Raw genomic sequence first — 23,984 nt, 5'->3', positions numbered from 1 at the left:
CTAGAACACGTTCTTGTATTCGGACAAGCCCCGTGGCAACCTGTCCACGTGACCGCACAGCTCCACGACCTCGACCTGCCCACGGGCTTCGACCCGACCGATCCGGCCATCAACGAGATCGGCGTCCCGCACGCGGAGTTCCTCGCGCTGCGCAAGAACGCCCCGGTCTTCTGGGTCGAGCAGCCGCCGGAGGCGCGTGCCGGCATGGAGGGCGGCACCGGCTACTGGGCGATCAGTCGCCACGAGGACGTCTCCTTGGTTTCCAAGTCCAAGGACTTCGTCACCTCGGAGAACACCGCGATCATCCGGCTCAACTCCGAGATCACGCGTGAGGAGGTCGAGCTCCAGCGGGTCATGCTGATCAACCAGGACCCGCCGGACCACACCAAGAGCCGGCAGATCATCAGTCGCGGCTTCACGCCGCGCGCCATCGGAGCCCTGCACGGCACGCTGCAGGAGTGGGCCGAGAAGATCGTCGACGACGCGATCGCGAAGGGCTCCGGCGACTTCGTCGAGGACGTCGCCGCCGAGCTGCCGCTGCAGGCCATCGCCGAGCTGCTCGGCGTGCCGCAGGACGACCGCCGCAAGCTCTTCGACTGGTCCAACCAGATGCTGGCCTACGACGACCCCGACTACGACGTCGACCCGGCCGTCGCCGCGGCCGAGATCCTCGGCTACGCCATGGGGATGGCCGAGGACCGTCGCGCCAACCCGCGCGACGACATCATCACCAAGCTCGTCACGGCCGACATCGACGGCCACGGACACCTCGGTGACGACGAGTTCGGCTACTTCGTCATCCTGCTCGCGGTCGCCGGCAACGAGACGACCCGCAACGCGATCACGCACGGCATGAAGGCCTTCTTCGACCACCCCGACCAGTGGGAGCTGTTCAAGAAGGAGCGTCCGAAGACGACGGTCGACGAGATCATCCGCTGGGCCACGCCGGTGACGGTCTTCCAGCGTACGGCGACGGTCGACACCGAGGTCAGCGGCCAGCAGATCAAGGCCGGCCAGCGTGTCGGGATCTTCTATGCCAGCGCCAACCACGACGACGAGGTCTTCACCGACCCCGACGCCTTCGACATCACCCGCGACCCCAACCCGCACGTCGCCTTCGGCGGCCACGGTGCGCACTACTGCATCGGTGCCAACCTGGCCCGGCTCGAGGTCGAGATCATGTTCAACGCGATCGCTGACCGGATGCCCGACATCGTGGCCAACGGTCCCGAGCGGCGGCTGCGGTCCGGGTGGATCAACGGGATCAAGGAGCTTCCGGTCCGCTACGCGTGAGTCAAGGCTTCTCGGCGCCGACGACCCACATCGCGAAGAACTGCGAGCCGCCGCCGTAGGCATGGCCCAGCGCTCGCCGTACGCCGTCGACCTGGTGCTCGCCGGCCTGCCCCCGGACCTGCAGGGCAGCCTCGGCGAACCGCAGCATGCCGGACGCCCCGATCGGGTTGGACGACAGCACGCCACCGGACGCGTTGACGGGCAGTCGGCCGTCGAGGGCGGTGTCCCCGGCCTCGGTCAGCTGCCAGCCGGTGCCCTCCGGGGCGAAGCCGAGGTTCTCCAGCCACATCGGCTCGAACCACGAGAAGGGCACGTAGATCTCGGCGGCGTCGATCTCCTCGAGCGGGTTGGTGATCCCCGCCTGCTTCCAGAGGGCGGCTGCGGCCGCGCGCCCGGCGAGCGGGTTGACCTGGTCCCGCTCGGCCGCCGTGGTCGGCTCGCTGCGCATGACGGTGCCGTGGATCCAGGCCGGGTCGGTGATCGAGGCCGCGGTGTCGGCGTCGGCGATGACGAGGGCGCACGCGCCGTCCGAGGACGGGCAGGTCTCGTCGTAGCGGATCGGGTCCCACAGCATCTGGCTGGCGAGCACCGACTCCACTGTGGTGTCGGGGTTCTTGAGGTGGGCGTAGGGGTTGAGCAGCGCGTTCTGCCGATCCTTGGCCGCCACGATCGCGCCGACGTGGGTCGGTGCCCCCGAGCGTCGGATGTAGGAACGGACGTGCGGGGCGAAGTAGCCGCCGGCACCTGCGTGGACGGGCATCACGAACGGCACCGGGACGCTGAGCGCCCACATCGCGTTGGACTCCGACTGCTTCTCGAACGCCACCGTCAGCACCCGCCGGTGCACGCCGGCCTGGACGAGCGAGGCCGCCACGATCGCGGTCGAGCCGCCGACGGAGCCGGCCGTGTGCACCCGCAGCAGGGGCTTGCCCGCCGCACCGAGCGCCTCGGCGAGGAACAGCTCGGGCATCATCACGCCCTCGAAGAGGTCGGGCGCCTTCCCGACGACCACCGCGTCGATGTCGTCGAACGTCATGCCGGCGTCGAGCAGCGCACGGTCGATCGCCTCGCGGCACAACCCCGCCATCGAGACGTCCTCGCGCTTGGCGCGGTGGTGGGTCTGGCCGATGCCAATGACGGCTGCGGGCTGTTTCGTCACGGTGTTGCTCCCATCGCGCACACGAGGTTCTGCTGCAGGGCGGGGCCGCTGGTGGCGTGCCCGAGCACCCTGTCGGCGGTGCCGTCCCACACCCGCCCGGCCGCCTCGCCGATCCGGTTGAGGCCGGCGCTGAACATCGGGTTGGCGGTGAGGGCCCCACCGCTCGGGTTGATCACGATGTCCTCACCCAGGCCCAGCTCGCGGCGCAGGACCAGCTCCTGGTGGGAGAACGGCGCGTGCAGCTCGGCGAGGTCGACGCGGGTCGCCGGTGCCGAACGCCGCGTCGACAGCGACGTCGTGAGGTCGCGCGCACCGAGGTGCAACGGGTCGATGTGGTGCGAGAAGTGCGTGATCCACGCCGGCCGCTCGCACGCGTCGCGCGCCCGGTCGCCGGCGGCGAGCACGATCGCGGACGCTCCGTCGGAGACGGGTGCGATGTCGTGCTTGCGCAGCGGATCGGCGTACAACGGTCGGGCCAGGAGGTCCTCGACGCTCGAGCCGCCGCGGCGGATCGCCCACTCGTTGTGCTCCGCGTCGCGCAGCGAGCGGTCGGCCACGGCGGCCAGGGCGGCCTCGTCCCACAGCCCCGCGTCGAGGCCGAGCCGCGCCTGCAGCGCGGCGATGGAGACGGTGTCGGGCCACAGCGGCGTCATCGTGTAGGGGTCGAGCTGGAGCGCGAGGGTACGGCGCAGCGTGCCCGCACTGGACTTGCCGAACCCGTAGACCAGCGCGGTGTCGACCTCGCCGGTCTGGATCTTGAGCCAGGCCTCGTAGAGCGCCCAGGCCGCGTCCATCTCGACGTGGGACTCGTTGACCGGCGGGAGGGCGCCGATCGCGTCGACCGCGCTGACGAAGGAGAACGAGCGGCCGGCGAGGTAATCGCTCGAGCCGGAGCACCAGAAGCCGATGTCCTGGCGGGTGAAGCCGGTCTGCTCGTAGCACTCGGCGAAGATCGGCACGAGCAGCTCGACGCACGTGGGGGAGCCGTCGAACTCCCGCATCTGCCGCTGGGCGAAGGCGACGACGCCAACGTCCCTCACAGGTGCATCCGGTAGGTCTCGTAGTCGGCATCGGGCTCGCCGGTCGGGCGGAAGTGCGCGATGTTCTCGATCGTGGTGCCCCACTCGTCGCGTGGTCGCCACACCGCCTCGACCCGCATGCCCATCCGCACCTCGTCGGCCGGGACCTCCAGGATCAGGTGCTGGATCGCGATGTCTGCGCCGTCGAGGAGGACGTAGGCGCTGACGTAGGGCGGGCTGATCCGCTGCCCCAGGAACGGCACGTTGACGATGCAGAACGTCGTGATCGTGCCGCTGTCCGGCAGCTCCACCTCGTCGGTCGTCGGGACCCCGTCGACCGGGCACGCGCCGCGTGGAGGGACGTAGACCTTGTGGCAGACCGGGCAGCGCTGGCCGATGATCCGGCCCTCGGCAAGGCCGGAGAAGAACGCCGACTCCTCCGGGGACGCGGCGTAGAGGTAGTCCAGCGAGATGGGGGAGACGACGCCGGTGACGGGTTCCCCGGCCGCTGGTTGAGCAGCGAGTGCAGCGAGCGTGTCGAAACCGAGGTCCCCGGCCGAAGGCTCCACGCACGCGATGTCGGTGATCGCCCCGACCCGTTCGTCGGCCCACCGGACGGTGACGCGCATCCCGGTCGCGATCGCGTCGTGGTCGGCGTCGAGGGCGAGCAGCATCGCGCAGTCTGCGCCGTCGAACCGCACCAGCGCCCAGGCGAAGGGCCGGTCGAACGGCTGCCCGGCGACCGGCTCGGGCACCCACGTCCAGCTGTCCACGACACCGCCCGGACCGACCTCGACGAAGTCGGTGGTCGCGGCATGGGTCTGCGGGTCGAACTCCGGCGGCGGGACGAGCACCCGGCCATCCGCCGTACGACCTCCGAGGACGACGCCGTCGCGCAGCCCGGTGAGGAAGCGGCCGATGACCGGGCCCGTCGAGCGGGTGTAGTCGAAGGTCACCGTCACGGGCTGGGAGAGCGTGCGCGCCATGGCAAGAGTGAAACACGTTCTAGTTTTGCGGGCAATGCTTCTGCGAGAGTGTGACCATGAAACTGGGACTTCAGCTGGGCTACTGGGGCGCGCAGCCCCCTTCCGGCGTCGCCGAGCTCGTTGCGGCCGCCGAGGCATCGGGGTTCGACGCGATCTTCACCGCCGAGGCCTGGGGCTCCGACGCGTTCACGCCGCTGGCCTGGTGGGGCCGCGAGACGTCGCGGGTGCGGCTCGGCACCTCGATCGTGCAGATGTCGGGGCGCAGCCCGGCGAGCATCGCGATGCACGCCCTGACCCTCGACCACCTCTCCGGCGGCCGGGTCGTCCTCGGCATGGGCGTGAGCGGTCCGCAGGTCGTCGAGGGCTGGTACGGCGCCCCGTTCGCCAAGCCACTGGCGCGCACCCGCGAGGTGGTCGACATCATCCGGCAGGTGCTCGCCCGCGAGGCGCCGGTGACCAGCGCTGGTCCGCACCACCCGTTGCCCTACTCCGGCGCCGATGCGACCGGGCTCGGCAAGCCGCTCAAGTCGATCGTGCACCCGTTGCGCGCCGACGTCCCGATCTGGCTCGGCGCCGAGGGGCCGAAGAACGTCGCGCTCACCGCGGAGATCGCGGACGGCTGGATCCCGATCTTCTACACGCCCGGCTCCGCCGCGATGTACCAGCCGTGGCTCGACGAGGGCTTCGCCCGACCGGGAGCCCGCCGCACGCGGGCGGACTTCGAGATCGCAGCGACCTGTCACGTGCAGGTCACCACCTCGGCCGCGGAGCGGGCCGCCGTGGTCGACACGATGAAGGGCGTGGTGTCGCTCTACATGGGCGGCATGGGCGCCAAGGACGCCAACTTCCACAAGCAGGTCTTCGAGCGCATGGGCCACCAGGCGCTGTCCGACGAGGTGCAGCGGCTCTACCTCGAGGGCCGCAAGGCGGACGCGACCGCCCTGATCCCCGACGAGCTGGTGCACGACATGCACATCATCGGCGACGCGGGCTACGTCAAGGAGCGCGCTGCGGAGTGGGAAACCACCGGTGTCACGACCCTGTTGCTGTCGTGCCGAACCGCCGACGAGGTCGCCAAGATCGCCGAAGTGCTCGCCTAAGGCCTAGCGTGTCGCCATGACCGCCTCGGGTTCCACCTTCACCTCGCCGACTGACGCGACCATCCTCGCGACCTACAGCTGGGACAATCTGTTCGTCCCCGCGGCCGCGGTCCAGATAGCCCACGGCCTCGCCGAGCACTCCGCCCGCTACGACCGGCTCGCGCAGGCGCTCAACGGCGCCGGCTATCTCGTGCACGCCCACGACCACCGCGGACACGGCAAGTCGATCGACGGCACGCCGGGTGACTTCGGCAAGGGCGGGTTCGACGCCCTGATCGCCGACACGGCGGCGTACGGCGCCACGCTCCGCGAGGACCGCCCCGACCTGCCGCTCTTCCTGATCGCCCACTCGATGGGGTCGTTCGCCGCGCAGTCGGTGCTGCTGGAGCACTCCGACCTGTATGCCGGCGTCGTGCTGTCCGGCTCCACCGCGCTCGACGTGCTCGCCGCCGGGCTCGCCGAGTCCGAGGACCCGGCCGGGCTCGAGGCGTTCAACGCCGGCTTCGAGCACCGCACGGGCTACGAGTGGCTCTCGCGCGACGAGGCCGAGGTCGATGCGTACGTCGCCGACCCGCTGTGCGGATTCGACCTGCCCGACGAGACGGTGCCCAGCCTGTTCGGCGCCGCGGCCACGCTCGCGGACCCGAAGGCGCTCGCGGGCATCCGGTCCGACCTGCCGATCCTGATCGTCTCCGGCTCCGCCGACCCGCTGGCCGGGGGTGGCGAGCTCGTCCAGCTGCTCGGCCACCGCTACCGCGAGGCGGGCGTGAAGGACGTGACGGTCAAGACCTACGACGGCGCCCGGCACGAGATCTTCAACGAGACCAACCGCGCTGCGGTCACCGCTGACGTCATCGACTGGCTGGGCCGGCACCGCTGAACCGTTGCCGCACACTAGAACGCGTTCTAGTGTGCGGGGTGTGACCGACTCCTTGCGCCTGCCCATCCACAACGGCCACCTCATGGTGGCCGCACTGAAGCGGCACCACGACCAGCCGGTCCTGCACCTCGGCGACGTCACGCTCACCGGCGGTGAGGTGGCCGACGAGATCAGCCGCTACGTGCAGGCCTTCGAAGCGCTGGGCGACGGTGGTGGCTCCGCGCTGCTCTCGCCCAACCGGCCCGAGGTGCTCGTCATCCTCGGCGCCGGGCAGACGCAGGGCTACCGGCGCACGAGCCTGCACCCGCTCGGCAGCCTCGATGACCACGCCTACGTCATCGACGACGCAGAGATCACGACGCTGATCGTGGACCCCGTCTTCGCCGAGCGTGCGGTGGGCCTGCTCGAGCGCTGCCCCGGGCTGCGGCAGGTGCTGACCATCGGCCCGGTGCCGCCGGCCCTGGCGGACGTCGCCGTCGACCTGGTGGCCAGCGCGGCGACGTACGACACACGACCGCTCGCGGCCCTCGACCTGCCCCCCGACCACATCGTGTCGATCGCCTACACCGGCGGCACCACCGGCAGGCCCAAGGGCGTCATCGGGACCGCGCAGGCGATGAACACGATGAGCCAGATCCAGCTGGCGGAGTGGGAGTGGCCGGTCGCTCCGCGGTTCCTGATGTGCACGCCGCTGTCGCACGCCGGCGCCGCGTTCTTCGTGCCGACGGTGATCCGGGGCGGGTCGCTGAACGTCTTGGCGAAGTTCGACCCGGCACTGGTGCTCGAGGCCATCGAGCGCGACCGCATCACCGCCACGATGCTCGTGCCGTCGATGCTCTACGCCCTGCTCGACCACCCCGACAGCCACACCCGCGACCTGTCGTCGCTGGAGACGGTCTACTACGGCGCCTCGGCGATCAACCCGACCAGGTTGGCCGAGGCGATCGAGCGGTTCGGGCCGATCTTCGCGCAGTCCTACGGCCAGTCCGAGGCGCCGATGGCGATCACCTACCTCGCCAAGGCCGACCACACCCCCGAGCGCCTGGCGTCCTGCGGCCGGCCCAGTGCCTTCATCCGTACGGCGCTGCTCGCCGACGACGGCACGCCGGTCGCCGTCGGTGAACCGGGGGAGATCTGCGTGGCCGGGCCGCTGCTCGCGGGTGGCTACTGGAAGCTGCCCGACGAGACGGCCGAGACCTTCCGCGACGGCTGGCTGCACACGGGTGACGTCGCGCGCGAGGATGAAGACGGGTTCTGGTACATCGTCGATCGCACGAAGGACATGATCGTGACCGGCGGCTTCAACGTCTTCCCGCGCGAGGTCGAGGACGTCGTCGCCACGCATCCCGCGGTCGCGCAGGTCGCGGTCATCGGCGTCCCGCACGAGAGGTACGGCGAGGCGGTGACCGCCCTCGTCGTGCCCCGGTCCACGCTGAGCGAGGCGGACGTCGCGAGCATCGTCGCGCTGGTGAAGGAGCGCAAGGGCTCGCTGCACGCCCCCAAGCAGGTGATCGCGGTCGACGCGATCCCGCTCACCGGACTGGGGAAGCCGGACAAGAAGGCGCTGCGCGCGCGGTTCGCCTCCGGCTAGCGTCGTCGCCGTGCTGCACAACGGACCGGAGGGCTACGGCTGGCTCAGCAAGGTGCTGCACTGGGGGACCGTGCTGGCGCTGGTCGCCCAGTTCGTCGTCGGCTACGCGATGGACGTCGATGGCGGGGGCCGAGGGCGCGGCCGGGGTCGTGGCGGTGGCTCCGGGCGCGGACGCGGGCGTGGGGGCGAGGAGGGCTACGGCGTGCTCGACGACCGGTTGCTCACCCTGCACGTCTCGCTCGGTGTCCTGATCATCGTGCTCGCGCTGGCGCGGTTGGCCTGGCGCCGGGTCGACGGACTGCCCCCGTGGTCGGATCGGCTGGGCGCTCGGCAGCGGACGCTCGCGACCTGGACCGAGCGGTGCCTGATGGGGCTGCTGCTCGTGATCCCCGCGACCGGCCTTGTGCTGGTGCTCAGCAGTGAGGACGACCTGTTGTGGCTGCACGTCGCAGCACACGTCGCGTTCTTCGTCGTCCTGGCTGCGCACGTCGCGCTCGTGGTCGGCAAGCGGCTGCTGCCGCGGATGTGGTGAGCCTCAGCGCTCGAGGGGCCAGCCGCGCTGGGCCCAGCCGTTGGTGCCGTCGCTGACGTTGAACGCGTTGAGGCCTTGCGCGCGCAGGTGATCGACGACCTGGCGGCTGCGGCCGCCCACGGCGCAGATCACGAAGAAGGGTTGGTCCGTCGGCAGCTCCGCGACGCGGCCGGGCAGCTCACCCATCGGCACGTGCACCGCACCGGGCACGTGCCCTGCGGTGAACTCGTGGTCCTCACGGACGTCCACCACGACGGCACCGGCCGCGTGGGCCGCCGCGAAGTCGTCCAGGCCCACCTCGCCCGCCTCGGCTGCCTGCGCTGCGGCGCCGGCCTGGCGGCGTACCTCGTCCATGTCCAGGTCGCGCGCCTGCTTGATGATGTCGCCGAGCGCCTGGGGCGGCAGTGCGCCGGCCTGGTTGAAGAGCAGGACCCCGTCGCGGAAGAGCATCAACGTGGGGATGGAGGAGATGCCGGCCTGGGCGGCGAGCTGCTGCTCGGCCTCCGTGTCGACCTTGCCGAACGTGATGTCGGGGTTGGCCTCCGCGGCTGCCTCGAAGACCGGCCCGAACTGCTTGCACGGACCACACCACTCGGCCCAGAAGTCGACCAGGACGATGCCCTCGCCGGAGATGGTCTCCTCGAAGGACTCAGCTGTCAGCTCTCGCGTGCTCATGAATTCAGCGTACGTGGCGCAGTCAGCGGGCCTCCGCAAGGCCGCGCCGAGCACGTGCGAGCGCCTCGGTGTTGTGGTCCGTGTCGTCCACGATCCCCGTCCGGTCGTCCGCCACGATGCGGCCCGCGAAGTAGCTGGCCTGGATGGCCCAGCGGAACCGGCGGAAGATGTCGAGGAGGGCCAGCTCGTCGTTCTCGACAGGACCGCGATCGGCGTACGACGACAAGAACTGCTCGGCCTGCTGGGGTCCGCCGAGATACATCACAGCGGAGGCGACGTCGTGGAGCGCCGGACCACGGCGGCTCCCAGCCCAGTCGATGAGACCCGTCGACCCGGTGGCGTCGTCGTGGATGAAGGCCTCAGGTGCCGGATCGGTGTGCAGCTGGGTCCAGGTGAGTTGCGGAAGCGCGTTGTACTCGCGTCGGATCTCGGCCAGCGCGGGCGGAAGCCAGGTCGCGACGGCGAGCACATCCTCCGCGGGGTAGAGCCATTCACTCATGAACGGACCGGTGTCCGATGCGGGGCATCCCGCGGTGTGCGCCGTCGCGAGGGCGGTTCCGATCAGCTGTTGCTCGTGCCCTGAATCGCCGTCGAGCTCGCGACCGGGCACGTGGCGCAGCAGTGCGAGTGCGCCTCCGGCCATTGCTACGACCGGGGCACCGGCAGTTGAGCCGACCGGTTCGCCAGTGCGCACTCCCTGCCGTCCGAGGAGGGTGGCAGCCGAGCAGCCGGCTTCGAGGGACTCGGCATCACTCGACCACTTCGCGACGAAGCGATCGCCGCCCGTGGCGGTGACCAGGCAGGTCGCAGAATTCATGCCGCCGCCGAGTGGCCGCACGTCCACGTCCTCGAGGCCCCACAGATCTGCCAGCAAGGCGGGCAGGGAACGGGCCAGCGTCGCGTCATCCACGGGGGGAGTCTCGCGGTTCTGGGTGGCTTCGGCGAACGGATTCTGCGCCGAGGATCGATGTCGGTGGTCACGTCTAGGGTCGAAGACATGATCAGGACGACCGGGCGGGAGCGCCCCGGAGGCGGCACACCGTCTCTGGTTCTCGACCCTGCTCAGGTCGAGCTGATGCTGTCGCAGGTGACGACCGCGGCGCTGCCGGCTGACGACGTCGCCCGCATGGACGTGCTCCGTGGGTTGGAGCAGCTCAAGTGTGCGGTCGAGGGTGCGCAGGCCGCGATCGCCGTTGGCTTCGATGCCTCTCAGCGGCAGGTTGCCAGCGAGCGCGGAGTCCGGTCCGAGAAGCAGGGCGACGGGATCGGTCATCAGATCGCGCTGGCACGCCGCGAGTCCCCGCAGAAGGGAAGCCGACACCTCGGCCTGGCGAAGATCCTCAAGGCGGAGATGCCGCACACCATGCGTGCGCTGCGCGGCGGCTTCATCACCGAGTGGCGGGCGACGATCCTGGCTCGCGAGACGGCCTGTCTCGACGTCGAGCGCCGCCGGGAGAGCGACAAGATCCTGGCCGCCGACGCTGATCGACTCTCAGCCATGGGAGATCTCGAGACCGAGCGCGAGGCCCGCAGGCTGGCGTCTCGACTCGATCCCGCTTCCGTGGCCGCGCGCCGACGTCGCGCGGAGGGCGAGCGGACGGTGACCGTGCGTCCCGCGCCCGACACCATGACCTGGCTGACCGCCTCGTTGCCGGTGCGCGACGGGGTCGCCGTGTTCGCAGTGCTCAAGCGCGAGGCCACGCGCCTGATCGCCGCGGGTGACGAGCGCAGCCGCGGCCAGATCATGGCCGACACCCTCGTCAATCGGGTCCTGCACGGTGTTGCGCAGGAGGGCCCGGGCGTTCCTGCGCTGGCCGTCAACGTCGTCGTCAGCGTGGACACACTTCTGGGTGAGAGCGATGACCCCGCCACGATCCCTGGCTATGGTCCGATCCCGGCCGATCTCTTGCGCGAGTGGATCCGCGACGGGCTGGACGCCGGCGTCGAGGTCAGTCTGCGGCGCTTGTTCGCCGAGCCGAGCACGGGCGCACTGGTGGCGATGGAGTCAAGAAGGCGCGCGTTCGACGGCAGCCTCGCCGACTTCATCGAGCTGCGCGACCAGCAGTGCCGCACCCCGTGGTGCGATGCCCCGGTGCGCCACCGCGACCACGTCGTGACCGCCGCCCACGGCGGTCCCACCAGCGCGGCCAACGCGCAGGGACTGTGCGAGGCGTGCAACTACGCCAAGGAGGCGATCGGCTGGCAGGCATGGCCGCGTCCCGGGCCTGTGCACACCGTCGAGACGATCACGCCGACGGGACACCGATACCTTTCGACGGCTCCGCCGATCATCGAGCCGAGAGGACGTCCGATGAGGAAGCTTCCGGACGGAATGAGCCCGGTGGAACGCCTGCTGGCCCAGCTGCTCTCGGCGGCCTGAAACCGGGCGCCGCGCCCGGACCACGTCACGACTGCGCAGCGATGGCGGTTTCGATCGTCCGGGCAGCAGCGGCAAACCCCGCCGGGTGGGGCCCCGAGAAGTTGAGGCGCAGGAAGGGGCCTGACGGTTCGGCGGGGAACCACTCGTCGCCGGCCGCGACGTAGGTGCCGGCGGCCTCGCAGTCGCGGACCAGTCGTTGCGTGTCGGTGTGGTCGGGCAGTCGTGCCCAGAGGTGCAGCCCACCTCGGGGCACGTGGTCGACGCGCAGGCTCGGCGCGTGCTCGCGGATGCTGTCGACCAGCAGGTCGCGGCGGTCGTGGAGCTGGGTGCGGAGTCGCCGCAGGTGCGTGGTCCACCCCGGGTCGCTCAGGACCTCGAGCGCGGCTTGCTGGAGGAGGCCGCTGACATACATCGACTCGGCGGAGCGGTCCGCCAGGATGCGGTCACGCGCAGGTCCGCGAGCGATCACCGCGCCGATCCGGACCGCCGGCGACATGCTCTTGGTGAGGGAGCGGACGTGGACGACGTGACCCGCGTCGTCGTGCGCTGCGACCGGGCGCGGGCGGGTGTCGATGCCGAGGTCGTGGGCCCAGTCGTCCTCGACGAGGAAGGCACCGTGCTCCCGGACGACATCCAGGACGGCATCTGCCCGCCCGGCCGACCACTGCGAACCAGTGGGGTTGGCGTAGTTGGGCTGGGCGTAGAACGCCCTGGCCCCGGTCTCGCGGAAGCACCGGTCCAGCTCCGCCGGGTCGGGTCCGTGGGCGTCGCTCGGCACCGGCACCAGGCGCACACCGGACTGGCGCGCCGCCAGGATCGCTCCCCAGTACGTCGGCGACTCGATCAGCAACGGGCCGGCTGGCGGTACGAGGGCGCGAAAGACGGAGGTCAGTCCGCTCTGGCTCCCCGGCACGACCAGCACGTCCTGTGCGGTGGGAGCCGCGACGCCGGCGGGAGTGCTACCGGCCAGCTCGGTCGCGAACCAGGAGCGGAGGTCGGGCAGTCCTGCGGATGGCGGCCTGGACGTGGCTGCGGTGCCGCGGGCAGCGCGCACCAGGGCTGTGCGCACGAGTCGCCCCGGCAGCAGGTCGGGGTCCGGATAGCCGGAATGGAGCGCCTGCGCTTCCGGGGGAGCGGTTCGCATCGCGGCGGACAGGGGCGGCAGCTCGATCCGCGGCGTCCGCAGTGCCGCTGTCTGCCAGCCGTAGTCCTGCGGGCGCAGTGTGCGCGCAGCCCGGACGAAGCTTCCGACTCCGGGCCTGCTCTCGACCAGTCCCTCACGAGCAAGGGACCGGAGCGCCTTCTGGACCGTGACCGGGCTGGCGGCGTACTCCGTCACGAGCTGCCGCGAGGAGGGTAGGCGTGCCCCGGGTGCCGCGGTCGCCACCCATCGGCGGAGATCATCGGCGATCCGGCCACTGCTATCGTTGGACATGTCGAGACAGAGTAGCGCTACTGCCCCATGGACGATCCCGATACCGGCCACGTCGGCCGGCCTGTGGTGGGGGCTGACGGGTGTCGTCGCCTTCTCGCTGACGGTTCCTCTCACCCGCGTCGCGGTCGGGGGCCTTTCACCGCTCTTCATCGGCTCGGGCCGTGCGGTGGTCGCGGCGTTGCTCGCGGGGGCCGCCCTCGCCGCCACCCGACAGTCGCGCCCCGCGGGGGCCCAGTGGCTGCGGATCGGCGTGGTGGCGGCGGGCGTGGTCGTCGGCTTCCCGATCCTCACCTCCTACGCGCTCACGGTGACGCCAGCCAGTCACGGGGCGGTCGTCATCGCGCTGCTTCCGGCCGCCACGGCCGTCGCTGCCGTGCTGCGGGTCGGTGAGCGGCCGGGCCGGGCCTTCTGGTCGTTCTCCGCCGCAGGCGCGACCGCAGCGGTGCTGTTCGCCCTGCTGCACAGCGGCGGAGCCGGTCACGTCGGCTGGGCGGACCTCCTCCTGTTCGGGGCCGTGCTCGCCGCCGCCGTCGGCTATGCGGAAGGCGGCACGCTGGCGCGCGAGATCGGCTCGTGGCAGACGGTGTCGTGGGCTCTCGTGGTCGCCGCGCCCCTGATGATCGTGCTCACTGCGGTCGCTGCCGTACGCCATCCGCCCTCGGGCACGCTGGTCGAGTGGGCCTGTTTTGGCTACCTGTCGGCGATCAGCATGTTCCTCGGGTTCTTCGCCTGGTATCGAGGTCTGGCGATCGGTCCCATGTCCCGGGTCAGCCAGGTGCAGCTGGTCCAGCCGATCATGACGATCGGCTGGGCGGCACTCCTCCTGCGCGAGCAGGTCGGCTGGCTGACCCTGGCGGGCGGCCTGGTCGTGATTGCCTGCGCCGGTGGCGCAGTGCGCTCGCGTCCGGTGCGCCGCGACGCGGCTCAGCGCCCCATGAACTCCGGCGGCCGCTTCTCCACGAACGCCCGCGGCCCCTCGGCCGCGTCGGAGGAGGCGAACACCGCGGCGCCGACGCGCGCGTCGTCGGCCCAGCAGTCGTCCTCGTGCTTGCCCTCGGACGTGCGCATCGTCGCGAGCACCGACTGAACCGCGAGTGGCCCGTTGGCGCAGATCAGGTCTGCGAGCGAGCGCGCCTTGTCCAACGCCGTGCCGTCCGGGACGACGTGGCCGATCAGGCCGTAGGACAACGCCTCGTCGGCGGTGATGTGCCGTCCGGTCAGCAGCAGGTCGGCGGCGACGGTGTAGGGGATCTGGCGGGGGAGTCGCACGGCCGAACCGCCGAGCGGATAGAGCCCCCACTTCACCTCCGAGACCCCGAACCGGGCAGAGGCACCGGCGACCCTGATGTCGGTGGCCTGCAGGATCTCGGTGCCGCCCGCGATCGCCGGACCCTCGACCGCCGCGATGAGCGGCTTGGTGAGCCGGAACCCCTTGAGCAGCGGCTTGATCACGGCCGGGTCGAACTCACCGGACGAGAACTTCGCCGACGGCGAGGAGGCCGACATCGCCGACAGGTCGGCGCCTGCGCAGAAGGCGCCACCCGCCCCGGTGAGGATGACGACGCGCACCGCGTCGGACGAGTTGGCCAGGTCCCAGGCCTCGCTCATCAGCTGCAGCATCTCGCCGGACAGGGCGTTCTTCTTCGCGGGCCGGTTCATGGTCACGGTCAGCACGTGGCCGTCGAGCGAGACGAGACAGTGCGGGGCTTCTTCCGACATGCAAACGATCCTAGTCAGAAACAAGAACGTGTTCTAGTCTCCGACCATGGCCCTCAACATCGCCGATCTCTTCGAGCACGCCGTCGACGTCGTCCCCGACCGCGGCATCATCCAGGTCGCCGACCGGATCGTGTCGTACGCCGACCTGGAGGCCGACGCCAACCGGCTCGCGCACTTCCTGCAGTCCCGCGGGGTGGCACCGGGCGACCACGTCGGCATCTATGCCAAGAACAGCGTCGAGCACGTCGTCGCCCTGCTCGCGATCTTCAAGATCCGCGCAGTGGTGATCAACGTGAACTACCGCTACGTCGAGGGCGAGCTCGACTACATCTTCGACAACTCCGACCTCGTCGCGCTGCTGCACGAGCGCCCCTACGCGCCGCTCGTCGCGAGCACCGCGCCCAAGCACGCCGGGTTGCAGACGGTGGTGGCCATCCCGGACCCGACCGAGCCCGCCTCGACGGCCGACATCTCGGCGTACGGCGGGATCGAGTGGGACGACGCACTGGCGGGGCAGAGTGCCGAGCGCGACTTCGGGCCGCGCTCGGAGGACGACCTCTACATCGTCTACACCGGCGGCACGACCGGCTTCCCGAAGGGCGTGATGTGGCGCCAGGCCGACTTCTGGCGGGTGCTGGGTGGCGGCATCGACTTCATGAGTGGCAACCGCCTCGAGGAGCACGACCAGTCGAAGTCGGCCGCGAGCAGCGAGCCGATGGTGACCTTCCCGCTCAGCCCGCTCATGCACGGCGGGGCGCAGGCGGCGATGCTGATGCACCTCTTCGCCGGGCACCGCACGATCCTGGCGCCCAAGTTCGACGCGGCGGAGGTCTGGCGCACGATCGAGGACAACGGCGTGCAGCTGATCTTCATGACCGGTGACGCGATGGCCCGGCCGCTGATCGAGGAGTACGAGCGCGGCGACTACAAGGCGGACACCCTGATCGCCGTCGCGAGCAGTGCCGCGATCTTCAGCCGTCCGGTCAAGGAGCGCTGGATGAAGGCCTTCCCCAACACCTTCTTCACCGACTCCGTCGGCTCGAGCGAGACCGGCTTCCAGGGCACCGGCCTGCAGGACTCGGAGAACATCAAGGGCGAGGGCCCGCAGATCGCGCTGGGGCTCGAGTCGGTGATCCTCGACGAGGACAACCGCGTCCTCGACCCGGAGACCAGCGTCGGCCAGATCGGCCGGCTGGCCCGCACGGGCAGCGTGCCGATCGGCTACTACAAGGACGAGGCGAAGTCGGCGAAGACCTTCATCACCGTCGACGGCGTCCGCTACTCGGTGCCGGGCGACTTCGCGCGGATCGAGGAGGGCAACAAGGTCACCCTGCTCGGTCGCGGCTCCAACTGCATCAACACCGGCGGCGAGAAGGTCTATCCCGAAGAGGTCGAGATGGCGCTCAAGGGCCACCCCGACGTCTACGACGTGCTGGTCGTCGGCGTCGCGGACGAGAGCTACGGGCAGTCCGTCAGCGCGGTCGTGCAGGCGCGCGAAGGCACGCAGCCCACGCTCGAGGGGCTGCGGGAGTTCCTGCGCGGCCAGCTGTCGGGCTACAAGCTGCCGCGCTCGGTCTCCTTCGTCGACGAGATCCCGCGCAGCGCCACGGGCAAGGCCAACTACCCACGGGCCAAGGAGCTCGCCCTGGCCGCTCTGGAGGCGCGCGTCTGATGCGCACCGAGCTGTGCGAGCTCTTCGGGATCGACGTCCCGATCTTCGCCTTCACACCGTCCGAGCACGTCGCCGCGGCGGTGTCGCGGGCCGGCGGGCTCGGGGTGCTCGGCGCCGTACGCTTCAACGACCCGGCCGAGCTCGACCGCACGTTGACCTGGCTCGACGACAACACGGACGGCAGGCCGTACGGCGTGGACGTGGTCATGCCAATGACGGTGCCCACCGAGGGGACCGGCGTCGACCTGGCGTCGATGATCCCGCCGGAGCACGTGTCCTTCGTGGACCGCACCCTGCAGCAGCTGGGCGTGCCGCCGCTGCCCGAGGGGGAGGGGCGCGAGGGCGTGCTCGGCTGGCTCCACTCCGTCGCGCGCTCGCACGTCGACGTCGCCCTGACGCACCGCCCGGTGCTGATCGCCAACGCCCTCGGCTCGCCGCCGGTCGACGTCATCGAGCAGGCCCACGCCGCGGGCGTGAAGGTGGCAGCGCTCGCGGGCGCGGCCAAGCACGCGCTGTCACACGTCGCCAACGGCGTCGACGTGATCGTCGCGCAGGGCTACGAGGCGGGCGGGCACACCGGGGAGATTGCCAGCATGGTCCTGACACCCGAGATCGTCGACGCGGTGGGACCGGGCGTGCCGGTGCTCGGCGCCGGCGGCATCGGCACCGGCCGGCAGGTCGCCGCCTCGCTCGCCCTCGGCGCCCAGGGCGTGTGGACCGGCTCGGTCTGGCTGACGACGCAGGAATACCAGCAGCTCAACACCAACCAGGGCATGACCGACGCGTTCCTCCGCGCGACCAGCGCCGACACCGTGCGCACCCGGATCTACACCGGCAAGCCCGCCCGGCTGCTCAGGACGCGGTGGACCCAGGCGTGGGAGACGGGCGAGGCGCCCGCGCCGCTGCCGATGCCGCTGCAGAACCTCCTGGTCGCCGACGCCCACAACCGGATGAACGCCCACGGCGATCCCGACGTGATCTCGATGCCCGTCGGCCAGATCGTCGGGTCGATGAACGAGGTGCGCCCGGTCGCGGACGTGATGGCCGACCTGGTCGCGGGCTTCGAGCAGGCCGCAGCGAGGATCGGTGGCATCGCCGGTGCGTAGCCCGGCACGATCGAGCCCGTTGTCGTGAGCATGGGAGCGAAGAAGATGTCAGGTCGAGCACGCGCCCGAACACGGCTGGCGGTGTCGGCGCTGGCCGCCGTCCTGGTGATGGGCGGCACGATGGCCGTCACCGGGCAGGCGCAGGGCGGACGCGAGCCACAGCCCGTGCCGCGAGCCGACTGCGGCAAGGGTTCGCGCCCCGAGACCGGCATCCAGGGCAGGGCGCCGGCGAGCGACTATGCCTCGGGCCGCGTCGACCGCGGCTACCGCTGCAACGCCCGTGCGCTGGCCCACGTCGGGAAGACGGGGGGCTTCAAGGTCCACCGCTACGTCGACGCGAAGGGCCAGACCTGCGCGTTCTACGACAGCACGCTCGTCTTCCCCCGCGACCTCGTCTACAACCTGACCTCCGGCATCGGCGTCGTCGTGCTCGCGATGGACAACCCGCGCAAGCCGCGCCAGACCACCGTGCTCACCTCGCCCGCGATGGCGAGCCCCCACGAGTCCCTGCTGCTCAACAAGAAGCGCGGCCTGCTCGCCGCCACCCTGGGCACGGCCCTGACCTATCCCGGCGTCCTCGACGTCTACGACGTGAAGACCGACTGCCGGCACCCCAAGCTGCTGTCGAGCACGCCAAGCGGCCTGCTCGGGCACGAGAGCGGGTTCGCGCCCGACGGCAAGACCTTCTGGACGGCCAGCACGGTCGGCACGCTCGTGGCCATCGACCTGGCCAACCCGAGGTCTCCGGTGCCGATCATGGTCCAGCCGGGCGTGAGCTACCACGGGCTGCGCTTCTCCGCCGACGGCGACACCATGTACGCCGCCGACATCGGCCGGCCTGACCTCGGGACGCTCGACCTGGCCAGCAACGCCGGGCTCGACATCCTCGACGTGAGCAAGGTGCACGACCGGGTGCCGGGGGCCGTCACGACGGTGCTGTCCGAGCTGAGGTGGCCGGATGCGTCGATCCCGCAGTCGGCCGATCCGTTCACCCAGGACGGCCACGACTACGTCCTCGAGATGGACGAGTACGCCGACCAGTTCTCCCTCAAGGGATTGGCTGACATGCGCAACGCGCCGGTCGGAGCGGGCCGGATCATCAACGTCGACGACCCGCGCAACCCGTTCGTGGTCTCGCAGCTGCGCCTCGAGGTGCACCAGGCCGACGTGCACGGCGGCGAGCAGCGCGACGACCCGGGCGCCAGCTTCCCCGCACAGGGCTACGCCGGGCACTACTGCTCGGTGCCCCGTGCAAACGACCCGAAGATCGCCGGCTGCTCCATGATCGTCTCCGGGCTGCGGCTCTTCGACATCAGCGACGTGAAGCACCCGCGTGAGGTGGCCTACTTCAACAAGCCGCAGCGCCCCGGCAGTCGTCCGACGTTCCCGGACGTCGCCGGCGCCTACGCGATGTCAGCGCCGGCGTGGGACCGCAAGCGCGGCAGTGTCTGGTACACCGACGCCAACTCGGGGTTCTACAACGTGAAGCTCACCAACGGGGTCGCCGAGCTGCTGCGCTGATCAGGAGGGTTCGGCAGCCAGGGCCTTGCCGATCGCCAGGGCCTGCTGGGTGGTGCCGCCGCAGGCGAACTCCCAGCGCTTCGCGGCCGTGAAGTAGCGGTGGGTCTCGCCGTCGAGGTCGATGCCGACGCCACCGTGGACGTGCACGGCCGTGTGCGCGACTCGGTGGCCGGCGTCAGCGGCGAACAGCGCGGCCGCGGCGAGCTCCTTCGTGGCGGGGAGCTCCGAGTCGAGCAGCCAGGCAGCCTGCCAGAGCGTCAACCGTTGTCCGAGGGTGTCGATGTAGCCGTCGGCGAGCCGCTGCGACACGGCCTGGAAGGTGCCGATCGGGCGCCCGAACTGCTCGCGCGTCCTCGCGTACGTCGACGTGAGCGCCAGTGCGCCCTCGGTGACGCCGAGCTGCTGGGCGCACGCGCCCAGGGTCACCAGGTCGCGCAGCCGCTCGCCGGCTCCGGCCAGGAGTCGCTCCTCGCCCACGGGCACGTGGTTCAGCTCGATGCGGGCCACCGCGTCACCGTCGGAGGACGTCTGCGGCGTGAGGGTGACCTCGTCGGCGGTGACGATGAAGACGGCCACGCCGTCGTCGGTCGAGGCCGGGATGAGGAAGACGTCGGCGACCGTGCCCGCCGGCACGGCGGCCTTGGCCCCGCTGAGCCGCCAGCCGGAGCCCTCGCGGGTGGCGGTGGTCGTCGGGCGACCAGGAGTGGGAGCGAGGTCCTCGGCCATGGCGGCGGTCAGGATCGAGGCGCCACTCGCGGCAGCCGGCAGGAACTGCCCCTGCTGCTCAGCCGAGCCCAGCTCGGCGATCAGCCGGGATGCGGCGACGTGGGTCGCGACCGGGACGGGGGCGACGGTGCGCCCCACCTCGACCAGGACGCGGCACGCCTCGACGAGGCCGAGCCCGGCGCCGCCGTACGCCTCAGGGAGGGACAGGCCCAGGAGGCCGGCCTCGCCCAGCGAGCGCCACAGGTCGCGGTCGCAGCGATCGCCCGCCTCCTCGACCGCACGCATGCGCTCGGGGGTCGCGCAGTCCTTGAGGATCCGGGCGGCCAGGGCGGCTGCCTCGTCCGCCTCGGGGGAGAAGTCGAAGTCCATGGGGTTACCTCTTCGCTGCAGGCAGGCCGAGGCCCACGTAGCCGATGATGTCGCGCTGGATCTCGTTGGTGCCGCCGCCGAAGGTCATCACCAGCGACGCGCGGTGGTAGCGCTCGAGTCGGCCGCCCAGCACCGCCCCCTCGCTGTCCCCGGTGATCGACGCCAGCGGTCCGACGACCTCCATCAACGAGCGGTAGACCTCGGTGGCGAGCTCGGAGCCGTAGACCTTCGTCGCGCTGGCCACGGCGGGGGAGAGGTCGCCGGTGGCGGAGGCGATGTTCCAGTTGAGGAGCTTGAGCATCTCGATGCGCGCGTGCGCCCGGCCGAGCAGCACCTGCACCCACTCGCGGTCGATGATGCGCTGGCCGTCGGCGTCCTTGGTCCCCTTCGCCCACGCGACGACCAGCTCCAGCGAGTGCGTCAACGGCGCGGCCGATGTCAGGGCGACGCGCTCGTGGTTGAGCTGGTTGGTCATCAGGGACCAGCCGCCGTTGAGCTCGCCGACGAGGTTGCTCGCCGGGACGCGCACGTCCTCGTAGTAGGTGGCGCTGGTGCCGACGCCGGCGACGGTGTGCACGGGCGTGTAGGAGAACCCGGGGGCGTCCGCCGGCACCAGGATCATCGACAGGCCCTTGTGTCGCGGCAGGTCGGGGTCGGTGCGGCAGGCCATCCAGATCCAGTCGGCGTACTGGATCAGCGACGTCCACATCTTCTGGCCGTTGATCACCCACTCGTCGCCCTCGCGGGTCGCACGCGTCCGCAGCGACGCGAGGTCGGTGCCCGACTCCGGCTCGGAGTAGCCGATCGAGAAGTGCAGCTCGCCGGCGAGAATCTTCGGCAGGAAGTAGTCCTTCTGCTCGTCGGTGCCGTAGCGCATGATCGTCGGCCCGACGGTGTTCAGCGTGAGGTAGGGGATCGGCACCCCGGCCACCGCGGCGACGTCGGTGAAGATCAGCTGCTCGATCATCGAGCGCTGCTGGCCGCCGTACTCCTTCGGCCAGCCGATGCCCAGCCAGCCGTCGCTGCCGAGCTGGCGGATGACTTCCTTGTACGTCGCGACGTCACCGAACTCGCCGGTGGCCAGGGCCAGGGCGGTGCGCCGCTCGGGCGTGACGAGGGCGTCGAAGTACTCCCGGAGCTCCTGTTGGAGGGCCAGGTGCTCGGGCGAGAGGGCAACGTGCATGCGGCCACACTAGAACGTGTTCTCGTTTTGGTCCATAATGGCTCCATGAGTGACACCCGCATGCTCGACACCGGTTCCGTCCCCGAGCGCTTCGCCCGTGGTTGGCACTGCCTCGGGCTGGCCACCGACCTCGCCGACGGCACGCCCCACGGCGTGGAGGCGTTCGGCGGCAAGCTCGTGGTGTGGTCCGACACGCAGGGCAACATCAACGTGCTCGACGGCTACTGCCGCCACATGGGCGGCGACCTCACCCAGGGCAGCGTCAAGGGCGACGAGATCGCCTGCCCGTTCCACGACTGGCGCTGGGGCGGCGACGGGAAGTGCAAGGCGATCCCCTACGCCCGCCGGGTGCCGCTGCGCGCCCGCACCGCGCGCTACGAGTCGGTGGTCCGCAACGGCATGCTGATGATCTGGCACGACGCGGAGGGCAGCCCCGCCAACCACGACATCCTGCCGCCCGAGCTGGAGGGCATCGGCACCGAGCGCTACACCGACTGGACCTGGAACGTCCTCGACGTCCCGACCGCGCACTGTGGCGAGATCGTGGACAACGTCGTGGACATGGCCCACTTCTTCTACATCCACTTCGCGTTCCCGACGAACTTCCGCAACGTCTTCGAGGGCCACATGGCGACCCAGTTCATGGAGTCGACCGGGCGTCCGGACATGGCCGGGGAGGGGTACGGCGACGAGGATCTCATCCTCAAGTCGGAGGCGACCTACTACGGGCCGTCCTTCATGATCAACTGGCTGGAGACCGACTACAAGGGCTTCCTGACCAAGGTCATCCTGGTGAACTGCCACGTCCCGACCGGGCCCAACTCGTTCAAGCTGCAGTACGGCCTCGCCGTCGAGAAGCCCGACGGACTCGACGACAAGACCGCGCGCTACATCGCCAAGAAGTACTCCGACATGTTCGGCGACGGCTTCCTGCAGGACGTGCACATCTGGCTGAACAAGGCGCCGGTGCAGAACCCCCTGCTCTGCGAGGAGGACGGTCCCGTCTACCAGCTGCGCCGGTGGTACGAGCAGTTCTACGTCGACGCCGCCGACGTCACCGACGAGATGACCGAGCGCTTCGAGTTCGAGGTCGACACCACCAAGGCCAACGAGTTCTGGCGCGCCGAGGTGGAGGCGAACCTCTCGCGCAAGGCTGCGGAAGACGCGACGGCCACCACCTGATGGCCTACATCGTCCCCTCCAGCGCCGACACCCTCGAGGACCAGCGCCTCTACACGCAGGCCCGCCTGACCGAGGTCGCGTGCCTGGACTGCCTGGCCCGCGTCGGGGTCAAGAAGAACTCCGAGCACCACACCTCCATCCAGTGGCACGCGGAGTCGCTGGCAGAGTGCACGGAGTTCCGCCGGCTGGACGCGGCACCGACCGGCCGCCCGATCCGGGCATCGTGTCCCCGCATGCAGGCGAGCATCGATGCCGCCGTGCGCGACGGACAGCTCACGATCGGAGCCGAAGATGGATACTGACTCCTACCTCCTCGAGGTGCGCGAGGTGGTGGCCGAGACCGCCGACGCGTCGTCGATCGTCTTCGAGGTCCCCGCCGACGCGGCCGAGGACTTCACCTACCGGCCCGGCCAGTTCCTCACCGTCGGCGTGCCCTCGGACCAGACCGGGCTCGCCGCCCGCTGCTACTCCATCTGCACGCCGCCCGGCGAGCCGCTCACGGTGACGGTCAAGCGGACCGTCGAGGGCTACGCGTCCAACTGGCTCAACGACAACCTCAAGCCGGGCGACACCGTGCGGGTGCTGCCGCCCTCGGGGATCTTCTCCCCGAAGGACTGGTCGGCCGACCTGCTGCTGTTCGCGGGTGGGTCCGGTGTCACGCCGATCATGTCGATCGTGCGTACGGCGCTGGCTGAGCACTCGAACCGGGTCGTGCTGTTCTACGCCAACCGGGACGAGGGCTCGGTCATCTTCGCCGCCGCGCTCCGCGAGCTCGCGGCCGCGCACCCCGACCGGCTCCAGGTGGTGCACTGGCTCGAGTCGGTCCAGGGCCTGCCGAGCGAGGACCAGCTGCGCGAGTTCGCATCGGCGTACACGTCGTGGACGAGCTTCTGCTGCGGCCCCGCGCCCTTCATGAAGGCCGTCTCCAACTCGCTGCGCGCCCTCGACTTCCCGCGCGACCGACGCCACCAGGAGAAGTTCGTCTCCCTCGGCGGCAACCCCTTCGGCGACGTCGAGGAGGTGCTGGCCGCCCGGGCGAGCGTCGAGGCCGCCGACGACGCCGACGAGTCGGACGAGGCGGTGCCTGCCGGCCCGTCCGGCCCGGTCAAGGTCGAGGTCGAGCTCGACGGCGAGGAGCACGTCTTCGACGACTGGCAGCCCGGCGAGAAGCTGCTCGACTTCCTGGAGTCCAAGGGCGTCAAGGCGCCGTACTCGTGTCGCGAGGGCGAGTGTTCCGCCTGCGCCATCCGGCTGGTCTCCGGCGAGGTGCGGATGCTGCACAACGACGTGCTCGAGCAGGAGGACCTCGACGAGGGCATCCGCCTCGGCTGCCAGTCCGTCCCCGCGACCGCCGAGACGGTCAAGGTCTCCTACAGCTGAGGCCTCCCGCTGCTCGAGGCTGCGCGCCAACGTGGTTGTCGGAGGTTGAGGAGGCGCGCCAGCGTGGTCGTCGGAG

The 23,984-nt window shown here is 70.6% G+C and carries 21 protein-coding genes and 1 pseudogene; 13 read left to right on the top strand and 9 right to left on the bottom strand.

What is annotated here, in order from left to right; translation table 11 throughout:
* Positions 1-48 precede the first annotated feature (48 nt).
* Positions 49-1,293, top strand: coding sequence for a cytochrome P450 (locus tag C9J87_RS10320; RefSeq protein WP_010833082.1), 1,245 nt, complete (start codon positions 49-51; stop codon positions 1,291-1,293).
* Position 1,294: 1 nt separating this feature from the next.
* Here the strand turns inward: C9J87_RS10320 and C9J87_RS10315 are convergent, their stop codons facing one another.
* Genes C9J87_RS10315 through C9J87_RS10305 form a run of 3 tightly spaced genes read right to left on the bottom strand, consistent with a single transcriptional unit; the run spans position 1,295 to position 4,457 of the window.
* Positions 1,295-2,452 carry a thiolase domain-containing protein gene (locus C9J87_RS10315; RefSeq protein WP_010833081.1) on the bottom strand — a complete coding sequence of 386 codons (1,158 nt, stop codon included), beginning with the start codon at positions 2,450-2,452 and terminating at the stop codon, positions 1,295-1,297.
* Positions 2,449-3,492, bottom strand: coding sequence for a thiolase domain-containing protein (locus tag C9J87_RS10310; protein ID WP_010833080.1), 1,044 nt, complete (start codon positions 3,490-3,492; stop codon positions 2,449-2,451). The genes C9J87_RS10315 and C9J87_RS10310 overlap by 4 nt, the downstream gene beginning before the upstream one ends.
* Positions 3,489-4,457, bottom strand: coding sequence for a Zn-ribbon domain-containing OB-fold protein (locus tag C9J87_RS10305; RefSeq protein ID WP_010833079.1), 969 nt, complete (start codon positions 4,455-4,457; stop codon positions 3,489-3,491). Before C9J87_RS10305 ends, C9J87_RS10310 begins: the two co-directional genes overlap by 4 nt.
* Positions 4,458-4,513: 56 nt before the next feature.
* Between C9J87_RS10305 and C9J87_RS10300 the strand changes: the two genes are divergently transcribed.
* From C9J87_RS10300 to C9J87_RS10285, 4 genes are read left to right on the top strand one after another with little or no spacing between them, the layout of a single operon-like run.
* Complete coding sequence (locus C9J87_RS10300) at positions 4,514-5,557, top strand: LLM class F420-dependent oxidoreductase (RefSeq protein WP_107705480.1); 1,044 nt, start codon at positions 4,514-4,516, stop codon at positions 5,555-5,557.
* A gap of 16 nt (positions 5,558-5,573) precedes the next feature.
* On the top strand, positions 5,574-6,437 hold the full coding sequence (locus C9J87_RS10295) for an alpha/beta hydrolase (protein ID WP_010833077.1): 864 nt from the start codon (positions 5,574-5,576) through the stop codon (positions 6,435-6,437).
* A gap of 40 nt (positions 6,438-6,477) precedes the next feature.
* Complete coding sequence (fadD8, locus tag C9J87_RS10290) at positions 6,478-8,028, top strand: fatty-acid--CoA ligase FadD8 (protein WP_010833076.1); 1,551 nt, start codon at positions 6,478-6,480, stop codon at positions 8,026-8,028.
* 10 nt (positions 8,029-8,038) lie between these two features.
* Positions 8,039-8,560, top strand: coding sequence for a cytochrome b (locus C9J87_RS10285; protein ID WP_010833075.1), 522 nt, complete (start codon positions 8,039-8,041; stop codon positions 8,558-8,560).
* Positions 8,561-8,563: 3 nt separating this feature from the next.
* On the opposite strand, the gene trxA is transcribed toward C9J87_RS10285, so the two are convergent.
* Both trxA and C9J87_RS10275 read right to left on the bottom strand, forming a co-directional pair.
* Entirely contained in the window at positions 8,564-9,235 is a 672-nt protein-coding gene (gene trxA, locus C9J87_RS20520; protein ID WP_010833074.1) for a thioredoxin, read from the bottom strand.
* Positions 9,236-9,257: 22 nt separating this feature from the next.
* Entirely contained in the window at positions 9,258-10,145 is an 888-nt protein-coding gene (locus tag C9J87_RS10275) for a phosphotransferase enzyme family protein (protein ID WP_107705479.1), read from the bottom strand.
* Positions 10,146-10,232: 87 nt separating this feature from the next.
* Between C9J87_RS10275 and C9J87_RS10270 the strand changes: the two genes are divergently transcribed.
* Complete coding sequence (locus C9J87_RS10270) at positions 10,233-11,615, top strand: HNH endonuclease (RefSeq protein WP_198652326.1); 1,383 nt, start codon at positions 10,233-10,235, stop codon at positions 11,613-11,615.
* A gap of 25 nt (positions 11,616-11,640) precedes the next feature.
* On the opposite strand, the gene C9J87_RS10265 is transcribed toward C9J87_RS10270, so the two are convergent.
* Positions 11,641-13,050 (bottom strand): aminotransferase-like domain-containing protein, encoded by a 1,410-nt coding sequence (locus tag C9J87_RS10265; RefSeq protein ID WP_010833071.1) that lies wholly within the window; start codon positions 13,048-13,050, stop codon positions 11,641-11,643.
* Between C9J87_RS10265 and C9J87_RS10260 the strand changes: the two are divergent.
* Positions 13,049-13,915 (top strand): annotated as a pseudogene (locus C9J87_RS10260) (DMT family transporter); the annotation flags it as partial. The gene C9J87_RS10265 and the pseudogene C9J87_RS10260 overlap by 2 nt on opposite strands.
* 59 nt (positions 13,916-13,974) lie before the next feature.
* On the opposite strand, the gene C9J87_RS10255 reads toward C9J87_RS10260, so the two are convergent.
* The gene (locus C9J87_RS10255; protein WP_010833069.1) at positions 13,975-14,769 is read right to left on the bottom strand and encodes a crotonase/enoyl-CoA hydratase family protein; all 795 of its coding nucleotides are present in this window, start codon (positions 14,767-14,769) and stop codon (positions 13,975-13,977) included.
* A gap of 46 nt (positions 14,770-14,815) precedes the next feature.
* Between C9J87_RS10255 and C9J87_RS10250 the strand changes: the two genes are divergently transcribed.
* From C9J87_RS10250 to C9J87_RS10240, 3 genes are read left to right on the top strand one after another with little or no spacing between them, the layout of a single operon-like run.
* Complete coding sequence (locus tag C9J87_RS10250) at positions 14,816-16,441, top strand: acyl-CoA synthetase (protein ID WP_010833068.1); 1,626 nt, start codon at positions 14,816-14,818, stop codon at positions 16,439-16,441.
* Positions 16,441-17,547 carry an NAD(P)H-dependent flavin oxidoreductase gene (locus C9J87_RS10245; protein ID WP_107705477.1) on the top strand — a complete coding sequence of 369 codons (1,107 nt, stop codon included), beginning with the start codon at positions 16,441-16,443 and terminating at the stop codon, positions 17,545-17,547. The genes C9J87_RS10250 and C9J87_RS10245 overlap by 1 nt, the downstream gene beginning before the upstream one ends.
* Positions 17,548-17,592: 45 nt before the next feature.
* Complete coding sequence (locus tag C9J87_RS10240) at positions 17,593-19,068, top strand: LVIVD repeat-containing protein (protein WP_157953171.1); 1,476 nt, start codon at positions 17,593-17,595, stop codon at positions 19,066-19,068.
* Here C9J87_RS10240 and C9J87_RS10235 read toward each other — a convergent pair whose 3' ends face one another.
* Both C9J87_RS10235 and C9J87_RS10230 read right to left on the bottom strand, forming a co-directional pair.
* The gene (locus C9J87_RS10235) at positions 19,069-20,163 is read right to left on the bottom strand and encodes an acyl-CoA dehydrogenase family protein (protein ID WP_010833065.1); all 1,095 of its coding nucleotides are present in this window, start codon (positions 20,161-20,163) and stop codon (positions 19,069-19,071) included.
* Between the two features lie 4 nt (positions 20,164-20,167).
* The gene (locus C9J87_RS10230; RefSeq protein ID WP_107705475.1) at positions 20,168-21,346 is read right to left on the bottom strand and encodes an acyl-CoA dehydrogenase family protein; all 1,179 of its coding nucleotides are present in this window, start codon (positions 21,344-21,346) and stop codon (positions 20,168-20,170) included.
* 45 nt (positions 21,347-21,391) lie between these two features.
* Here C9J87_RS10230 and C9J87_RS10225 point away from each other — a divergent pair, with 45 nt between their 5' ends.
* The 3 genes from C9J87_RS10225 to C9J87_RS10215 are packed head-to-tail and all read left to right on the top strand — an operon-like array spanning position 21,392 to position 23,908.
* Positions 21,392-22,528, top strand: a complete 1,137-nt coding sequence (locus C9J87_RS10225) for a Rieske 2Fe-2S domain-containing protein (protein WP_107705474.1) — start codon at positions 21,392-21,394, stop codon at positions 22,526-22,528.
* On the top strand, positions 22,528-22,830 hold the full coding sequence (locus C9J87_RS10220) for a hypothetical protein (protein ID WP_107705473.1): 303 nt from the start codon (positions 22,528-22,530) through the stop codon (positions 22,828-22,830). Before C9J87_RS10225 ends, C9J87_RS10220 begins: the two co-directional genes overlap by 1 nt.
* Entirely contained in the window at positions 22,820-23,908 is a 1,089-nt protein-coding gene (locus C9J87_RS10215; RefSeq protein WP_107705472.1) for a ferredoxin--NADP reductase, read from the top strand. The genes C9J87_RS10220 and C9J87_RS10215 overlap by 11 nt, the downstream gene beginning before the upstream one ends.
* Positions 23,909-23,984: the final 76 nt, after the last annotated feature.

The organism is Nocardioides allogilvus, assembly GCF_003047285.1.
GTDB classification, from domain to species: Bacteria; Actinomycetota; Actinomycetes; order Propionibacteriales; family Nocardioidaceae; genus Nocardioides; species Nocardioides allogilvus.
The sequence above is the reverse complement of the archived record's forward strand: the minus strand, read 5'-3'. Positions and strand labels throughout refer to the sequence as shown.